The organism is Micromonospora sp. NPDC047707, assembly GCF_040704235.1.
GTDB lineage: Bacteria > Actinomycetota > Actinomycetes > Mycobacteriales > Micromonosporaceae > Micromonospora.
Map to the genome: position 1 here is coordinate 1 of NZ_JBEYSU010000078.1, position 7,249 is coordinate 7,249.

The 7,249-nt window shown below is 67.8% G+C and carries 7 protein-coding genes; 2 read left to right on the forward strand and 5 right to left on the reverse strand.

Going from position 1 to position 7,249, the window contains the following annotated elements:
* Positions 1-91 precede the first annotated feature (91 nt).
* Positions 92-679, reverse strand: coding sequence for a TetR/AcrR family transcriptional regulator (locus tag AB0873_RS31185; RefSeq protein ID WP_155331465.1), 588 nt, complete (start codon positions 677-679; stop codon positions 92-94).
* A 170-nt stretch (positions 680-849) separates the two neighbouring features.
* Here AB0873_RS31185 and AB0873_RS31190 point away from each other — a divergent pair, with 170 nt between their 5' ends.
* A complete protein-coding gene (locus AB0873_RS31190; RefSeq protein WP_366604276.1) occupies positions 850-1,869 on the forward strand; it encodes an aldo/keto reductase in 1,020 nt (339 codons plus the stop codon).
* 263 nt (positions 1,870-2,132) lie between these two features.
* On the opposite strand, the gene AB0873_RS31195 is transcribed toward AB0873_RS31190, so the two are convergent.
* Both AB0873_RS31195 and fxsT read right to left on the reverse strand, forming a co-directional pair.
* On the reverse strand, positions 2,133-2,753 hold the full coding sequence (locus tag AB0873_RS31195) for an alpha/beta hydrolase (RefSeq protein ID WP_366604278.1): 621 nt from the start codon (positions 2,751-2,753) through the stop codon (positions 2,133-2,135).
* A gap of 8 nt (positions 2,754-2,761) precedes the next feature.
* A complete protein-coding gene (gene fxsT, locus AB0873_RS31200) occupies positions 2,762-4,954 on the reverse strand; it encodes an FxSxx-COOH system tetratricopeptide repeat protein (protein WP_366604280.1) in 2,193 nt (730 codons plus the stop codon).
* Positions 4,955-5,435: 481 nt separating this feature from the next.
* Here fxsT and AB0873_RS31205 point away from each other — a divergent pair, with 481 nt between their 5' ends.
* A complete protein-coding gene (locus tag AB0873_RS31205; RefSeq protein ID WP_366604281.1) occupies positions 5,436-5,594 on the forward strand; it encodes a hypothetical protein in 159 nt (52 codons plus the stop codon).
* A 196-nt stretch (positions 5,595-5,790) separates the two neighbouring features.
* Here AB0873_RS31205 and AB0873_RS31210 read toward each other — a convergent pair whose 3' ends face one another.
* Together AB0873_RS31210 and ltrA are read right to left on the reverse strand one after the other, a co-directional pair.
* A complete protein-coding gene (locus tag AB0873_RS31210; RefSeq protein WP_366604283.1) occupies positions 5,791-5,919 on the reverse strand; it encodes a hypothetical protein in 129 nt (42 codons plus the stop codon).
* Positions 5,919-7,043 carry a group II intron reverse transcriptase/maturase gene (gene ltrA / locus AB0873_RS31215; protein WP_366604285.1) on the reverse strand — a complete coding sequence of 375 codons (1,125 nt, stop codon included), beginning with the start codon at positions 7,041-7,043 and terminating at the stop codon, positions 5,919-5,921. Before ltrA ends, AB0873_RS31210 begins: the two co-directional genes overlap by 1 nt.
* Positions 7,044-7,249 lie beyond the last annotated feature (206 nt).

Sequence of the window (7,249 nt, forward strand, 5' to 3'; positions counted from 1 at the left end):
ACCGCCGCGATCTGGCACAACTGGCGCATAAACGCCGACGTCAAACGCTCCCTGACCGCGTACGACCACTGATCCATTCGGAATCACTCGTCTAGCGGACGCGAAGCCCGGCGACGAGGAGGTCGACCAGGCGGCGTGCGTCGTAACCGGGATCGCTGCCCGCGCCGATGCAGAGATTGCCGACGCCGCGCAGCAGTCCGTAGGCGTCCATGTCGGGGCGGATCTCGTCGGCGGCGACGGCAGCGTCGAGGAGCTGGTCGCACACCGGGACGAGCCGGTCGAGGAAGTAGGCGTGCAGGGTCTGGAAGGCGGCGGCGTCGGACTGTAGCGCTGCGGCGAGACCGTGCTTGGTGACCAGGAAGTCGACGAACAGGTCGATCCACTGCGCCAGGGCGGCGTGCGGTGTGTCGCTGTCGGCCAGTAGGGCCGGTCCTGCCTCGGCGCACGCCTCGATCTGGTGCCGGTAGACGGCGACGATGAGGTCGGATCGGGTGGGGAAGTGGCGGTAGATCGTGCCCACGCCGACGCCCGCCCGTACGGCGATGTTCCGCACGGGGACGTCGACGCCGGAGGTGACGAACGCCGCGGCGGCAGCGTCGAGCAGGGCCTTCTCGTTGCGCCGGGCGTCGGCCCGCTTGCGCGGGACCGGTTGCTCCGAGCCCCTGTCGATGTTGGCCACGTCGCGTTACCTCCGTCACTCCCCTTGGCATCCGGAACGCCGTTCCGTATGTTGTTTAATCGGAGCAGCGCTCCGCTTGCTCAGCATACTGACCGGACGGGCTGCCACCAACTGACCGGACGGGCTGCCACCAAATCGTGGACCGCCGGACGCCTGAAGGAGAAACAGTCATGCAGTACCGCACCTTGGGTCGCACCGGTGTGCAGGTCAGCACCCTCGCACTCGGCGCGATGAACTTCGGCAGGATCGGCAACACCACCCAGGACGACGCCACGGCCATCGTCGACGCAGCGCTCGAGGCGGGGATCAACCTCATCGACACCGCCGACGCCTACAGCGGCGGCCAGTCCGAGGAGATGGTCGGCAAGGCCATCGCCGGCCGCCGGGACGACGTCGTCCTGGCCACCAAGGCGACCCTGCCGATGGGCGACGAGCGCAACCAGCGGGGCGGCTCGCGCCGCTGGCTGGTCACCGCGTTGGAAAACAGCCTGCGCCGCCTCGGCGTCGACCACGTCGACCTCTACCAGATGCACCGGTGGGATCCGACGACCAGCGACGAGGAGACGCTGTCGGCGCTGACGGACCTGCAGCGCGCGGGAAAGATCCGTTACTTCGGCTCCTCGACCTTCCCGGCCTACCGCATCGTGCAGGCGCAGTGGGCCGCCCGCGAGGGACGCCTCAGCCGTTACGTGACCGAGCAGCCGAACTACTCGATCCTGCAGCGCGGCATCGAAACCCACGTGCTGCCCGCGACGCAGGAGTACGGCATGGGCGTGCTCGCCTGGAGCCCGCTGGCGTCGGGCTGGCTGTCCGGGGCGATCCGTGCCGGCCAGGAAATCAGCACGAACCGCTCGGGCTTCATGCAGCAGCGCTACGACATCAGCATCCCCGCCAACCGCGCCAAGCTCGACGCCGTCGAGCAGCTCGCCACAGTTGCCGACGAGGCTGGCCTCAGCATGATCCAGCTCGCGCTCGGCTTCGTCACCGGCCACCCGGGCGTGACCAGCGCGATCATCGGCCCCCGCACGATGGACCACCTCCGCTCGCAGCTCGCCGCCGCGGACACGGTGCTTTCGGCCGACGTGCTGGACGCGATCGACGCGATCGCGGCTCCCGGCGTCGACCTCGCCGCCCACGAGAAGAACGACACCCCACCCGCTCTGCTCGACCCGGCGCTGCGCCGCCGCTGATCACTCGGCACGTCGGTGACCAGGCTGCAGACGGACGTGCGCCTGCGCCTCCGCCTGCCGCCTGACCCGCCGCGCAGCCAGGCCTTCCCCCCAGGCTAGCGCCGAAAGCACGAACGGACCCATGCCAAGCAAGCCCTCGCCCAGCCTCGGGCTCATGACCGCCCCGATGCACGTCGACTACCACGACATCCTGCGGGTTCGGCAGGAAGCGGACGCCATCGCCGAGATCGAGCACGCCTGGCTGTTCGACCACCTCATACCCATCAGTGGCGACCCGGGCGGACCGGCGTACGAAGGCTCGACCCTGCTCTCCGCCCTCGCCACGCAGACCGAGCGGCTGCGCCTGGGCGTGATGGTGACCAGCAACCGCTTTCGGCCTCCCGCGATGCTCGCCAAAAATCGCCACGGTCGTCGACATCGTCCCCGGCGGGCGCCTCGACTTCGGCATCGGCGTCGGGTCGCGGCCTGGTCACCCCCTGGCCCGGCGGGAGTACGCCGCACACGGCCTGCCCTTCGCCGACACCACCGACGCCGTGGGCAACCTCGCCGAGGCGCTCACGGTCATCCGGCGACTCTGGACCGACAACGAGCCGTTCGACTTCTTCGACACCCTCGCCGCAGTGCTGCGGCCGGGCCTGCCCGTCGAGATCGTCGATCACGATCCGGTCGGTGCGGTCCGGAAACATCGACGCGTACGCGGCCCCGAGCGCCGACCCGTACGACGTTCCAAGAAAGCTCGCCTTCTCCTCCCCGAGCGCAGCCCGGATCGCATCCAGGTCCCGCGCCGTGTTCGCCGTCGTCACATGCCCGCAGCCGGCCCTGCGTGTCGTTGGCCGCGCACCGGTCCAAGCAGGAGACCATGGAGCAGCGTCCCGGCGGGGCATCCGATCATTCAGGGCGGGAACTCGTGCAGCGATGGCAGCCGCTCCAGGCTCGACCGGGCGCTCGCCGTGTATGGGTGCGCTTGACCCAGCACCCGAATGTAGTCGGCCAGCACGTCCGTTAGCACGCTTCTCGCCCGACGGCGCTGGCCTCGTACCGCGAGGGCCAGTCCCAGGTTGCGGCGCGCGTTCAGCGATGCGGTGTGGTCGGCGCCCAGTATCCGCTCCCGATCCTGCACCACCCGCTCGAACAGTCGCAGTGCCCGGCGGCCCTGGCCTGCGGCCAGCAACGCACGGGCGAGGAAGAGTCGCAACCGGATCAGGCTGGGGTTGTCCCGCGGAAGAGCTGCCTCGGCCTGTTCAACGAGGTCGCGCAACAACGCAATCGCATCGCGATGGCGGCCTGCGGCCGAGTAGGCGGCCGCTCGGTACTGCGGCCACCACATGACCTGCGTTCCAGCGGCCTCGGCGCAGTGCACGCCAGCGTTGATCTCGTGGAGCGTGACCGCCTCCGCCGCACGGCCCGCCCGGACATATGCTCGGGCGAGTTCGCCACGGGCGTTGATTGTCGACTCATGCTCGGGTCCGTACACGCGGATATTCTCGCGAAGATTTTCTTCGAAGATCGGCACCGCGTCGTCGTTCCGGCCCATTGAGCGCAGCGTGCTGGCGATGTTGATGCGCGCGGCCATGGTCGAGCGGGCATCGGGGCCGCAGATGCGCAGGCTCTCCTGCAGGTTGTAGCGGTGGATCTCCAGGGCGCGCTCCAGGAGGCCGGCGCATTCGCAGCAGTATCCGAGAAGGTTGCGGGTCGCCACGGTGGCCGCCTCGTCGGGGCCGTGCACGCGCATCCGGTCCGCGAGAACTTCCTCGGCGAACGACAGCACGTCGAGTTCGCGGTGCGTGCCAATGCCCGCGTCGATCACTGCGCGGCGGGCGAGGAAGACAGCCTCGTCGTCGATGCCGTCTGTGTTCTGATGCTCCTCCAGCACGACGAACGCGGTGGTCAGTGAGCGGGAGGATTCCCCGAGGGTGCCGAGCCGTTCGACGCTCCACCGGCGTAGCCGCAAGAGTTCGGATACGAGTTCCGCTGCCTCGGGGTCGCCGTTCAGGTCGCGGTGCACGGCGGCCCAGACATCGGCCACGTGGTCGACGACGTCGGTACCGGACGGCGGTGTGGCCGCAGCGGCGGCGCCAAGCACCTTGGTCGCTTCCTGCGCCGCTGCCCGTACTCGACCCTGGGTTCGCATACGTGTCAGTGCGAAGCGCCGCGTAAGCCGGTGCATCACTACGACTGTTCCGGTGACATCGAACCCGATGACGGACGCGCCGGCGAGCGTCCCGAGGGCGTCGTCGACTCCAGATCGCTCGACGGGCAGGTAGTACAGCAGGTCGCGCCGGATGCCGGCGGGTGACAGCAGGGCCATGAGATCGACGATGCGTTGGGCGACGCCGGTCGGGTCGGCCGCTTCCGCGTCGGCGATCGAGCGGAGTGTGGCTTGCTCGACGCTGTTCGGGTAGGCGTCGCCTGGTACTCGGGCCAGCATCGAGGCGAGCGGCCCGGTACGGAGTCCGGCGAGGTAGTCGCCAAATGACTGGCGCCGGCGGCGAATCACCGCACCCGCCTGGGACAGTGCGAGGGGCAGATCGCCGAGTTCGTGCGCGACAAGCGCGGCCTGTTCAAGGTCGTCCAGGCCACTGCGGGTGCAGAGAAAGGCCGCCGCCTGTGCCGGGGTGAACACCTCGACGCGGACCTCGGTGCCGAGTTGAGCGAAGTCCTGGTTGGTCGTGGTGATGACGACTCGCGCTCGGCCACGGCGGGGCAGCCAGGGCAGGACGGCGTCGGGGTCGAGGGCGTTGTCGAGGACGATGAGCGACGGCGTGGGTTGCTCTTCGATCCAGCGCAGCGCGGCCTTCGCCGCGGCGTCAGCGTCGATAACCGCCTCGACGAGCCTGACCTCGCGGGCCAGGGCCGCCAGTGCCGTCGTGATCGCGGCGGCGTCCTCGGCGACGATCCAGAGCACCAGCCGCAGTCGCCGGGCTAGGTGTTCGCGGGTGTACGTCGCGGCAAGGTGGGTTTTGCCGACGCCGCGCCCACCGGTCAGCGCGGTGACGGGGCCGTTGTCGACGGCGCGTGCCAACTCGTCGAGCAGCGCTGCCCGGCGGGTGTAAGCCAATGGCTCTCGCGGCACGTCGCCGATCACGACTGGCGCCCGCCACCGCGCGGGCCAACGCGACGCACCCTTGGTTGAGGTCTGGCGCAGCTGGAGGTACGAGACCCCAAGCCCGGCTACGGCCACGATCGCGCTTACAACGCCCACCGTCACCTCGGCGCTCACATGCTCCAGGCAACCATAGGCAGGGATCCGTGTGACTCCGCCGTACGGAGAGACAATCGCCCATGTCGACCATGGACAATGGCTCAGTCCGCCTCCGCCTTTGCTCCGCACCGAATCCACGACACCATCGCCGCGATTGCAGACAGCCAAGACGAGTCGCACCTAGAGGAGAGAGCGACCGTACTGGCCCGCGCTCAACTCGCCGACTGCGATACCAAGCTCCCGGGCAGCGCTTGAAACCGGCGCGGATCCCAACATCGTTACGGGATGGATCGCTGAGGTTGAGGCGGATCGTCAGCGTGCCCTCGCAGTGCTGAACGAGCCCAAGCCGAGGTCCGCTCCCAGGATGAGCCGGGAGCAGATCACGGAACTCGTCCAGCAACCGGGCGACATCACCGCGGCCTTGGGCGAGGCCGACCCAGCCGACCGCGCCGAGGTCTACCGGCAACTCGGACTGCGGCTGACCTACCACCCGCAACAACAGAAAGTCCGCGTCCAGGCATAGCCTGTCGCGGACTTTCATGGGGAAATGGATCGTGTCCGAGGGGCGACACGGACTGAAGCCCCACAACCGATCATCGTCGCTACGACTCTCGCACTGGTGTGGAATTAAGGGTCGGGTGGCCGGAGGGAGTCTCACCCTCCGGCTCCCACAGAACCGTGCGTAACGATCTCTCGTTACACGGCTCTTGTCATCCTGATCACCAGAACGTCGGTGTCCATGCCCAGTGGGCGAAGAGCCTGGGGTGCTGGCGGGTGATGCGGTGCCAGCACTCGTGGGCCTTCTTGAACTTCCGGAGCCGTTTGAACTTCTTGCGGATCCAGCGCATCAGGTAGGCGTTGATGCGTCGTAGGAGGGGAAACACGCGGAGCGGTAGAAGGCCCCGTAGTACTGCAACCAGCCACGCACGACCGGGTTGGTCCGTTGCGCGAGCTCGGAAAAGGTCAAGTGCGTCCGCATGTGAAGCCGCCAGGAGCGGACTTCTCCGCTGATCTTCTTCAGGGCGTCCTTGCTGATCGCGGGCAGGAAACTGGTGAAGAACGTACCGTTCCTGCTTCGCGCCTTGCGGGCACGGAACGTGAATCCGAGGAAGGTGAACGACGTGTGCTCGGCCGAGCCGTGTCGCTTGCCGTCCTTGCAGTACACGATCCGGGTCTTGTCGGGATGCAGTTGCAGCCCGACTTCCTCCATCCTGTTCCCGAGCGCGGCCAGTACATCGCGGGCTTGGCGCTCGCTGACGCAGTGCACGACGGCGTCATCGGCGTAGCGTTCGAACCGGACGCCCGGATAGGTTCGGGCCAGCCAGGCGTCGAACGCGTAGTGCATGAACAGGTTCGCCAGCACGGGCGAGACCGCGGACCCTTGCGGGGTTCCCCGGTCTCGCTGCCGCAAGGTTCCGTCGGGCAGTTGCATCGGTGCCTGTAGCCACCGTTCGACATACAGCACCACCCAACGGTCGGTGGTGTGCGCCTGGACCGCCTTGACCACCAGGTCCCAGGGCATGGTGTCGAAGAACTTCTGGATGTCCAGATCGATCACCCAGTCGGTCTTCCAGCACCGTTGCCGGCATGCCGCGACCGCGTCCAGGGCCGACCTGTTCGGCCGGTAGCCGTAGGAGTCCGGATGAAAGATCGGTTCGACCTTCGCCTCCAGCCTCGCGGCCACCACCGTCTGGGCGATCCTGTCCGCGACCGTGGGCACCCCGAGTACCCGGACCCCGCCGCCGTGCGGTTTCGGGATTTCCACCGCCTTCACCGCCGGCGGGAAGTAGCTGCCCGAGGACATCCGGTTCCAGACCCGGTAGAGATTGTTCTTCAGGTCCTTCTCGAAGTCCTCGATCGAACAGCCATCCACACCGGCGGCGCCCTTGTTGGCCTTGACCTTCAGGTACGCCTCCCACACCTCCCGCTTCGAAATATTGAACGGCTTGCGTGGTGATGTCAGCTGGTTCACGCAGTTCCTCCCGGACTCTGGCCCGGTTGACCGAACGAACACAAGCCACGGATGACCCGATCTCTTCGCTCCACCCCCATTACAGAGGCTTCCTCACTACTACAGATCGGTCCGCCGACACGGCCTGCGACGGTACTCAGCTCCTTGCGGTTCAGCCGCTTGGAGTGCTCCCTCTTGCCGGCTCCAACCGAACCAGCGGTGTCAGG

Coding starts and splice junctions, on each gene's coding strand:
- AB0873_RS31190 (WP_366604276.1), top strand. CDS start 850: ATGCAGTACCGCACCTTGGGTCGCACCGGTGTGCAGGTCAGCACCCTC.
- AB0873_RS31195 (WP_366604278.1), bottom strand. CDS start 2,753: ATGCCCCGCCGGGACGCTGCTCCATGGTCTCCTGCTTGGACCGGTGCG.
- AB0873_RS31205 (WP_366604281.1), top strand. CDS start 5,436: ATGAGCCGGGAGCAGATCACGGAACTCGTCCAGCAACCGGGCGACATC.
- AB0873_RS31210 (WP_366604283.1), bottom strand. CDS start 5,919: ATGCGCTGGATCCGCAAGAAGTTCAAACGGCTCCGGAAGTTCAAGAAG.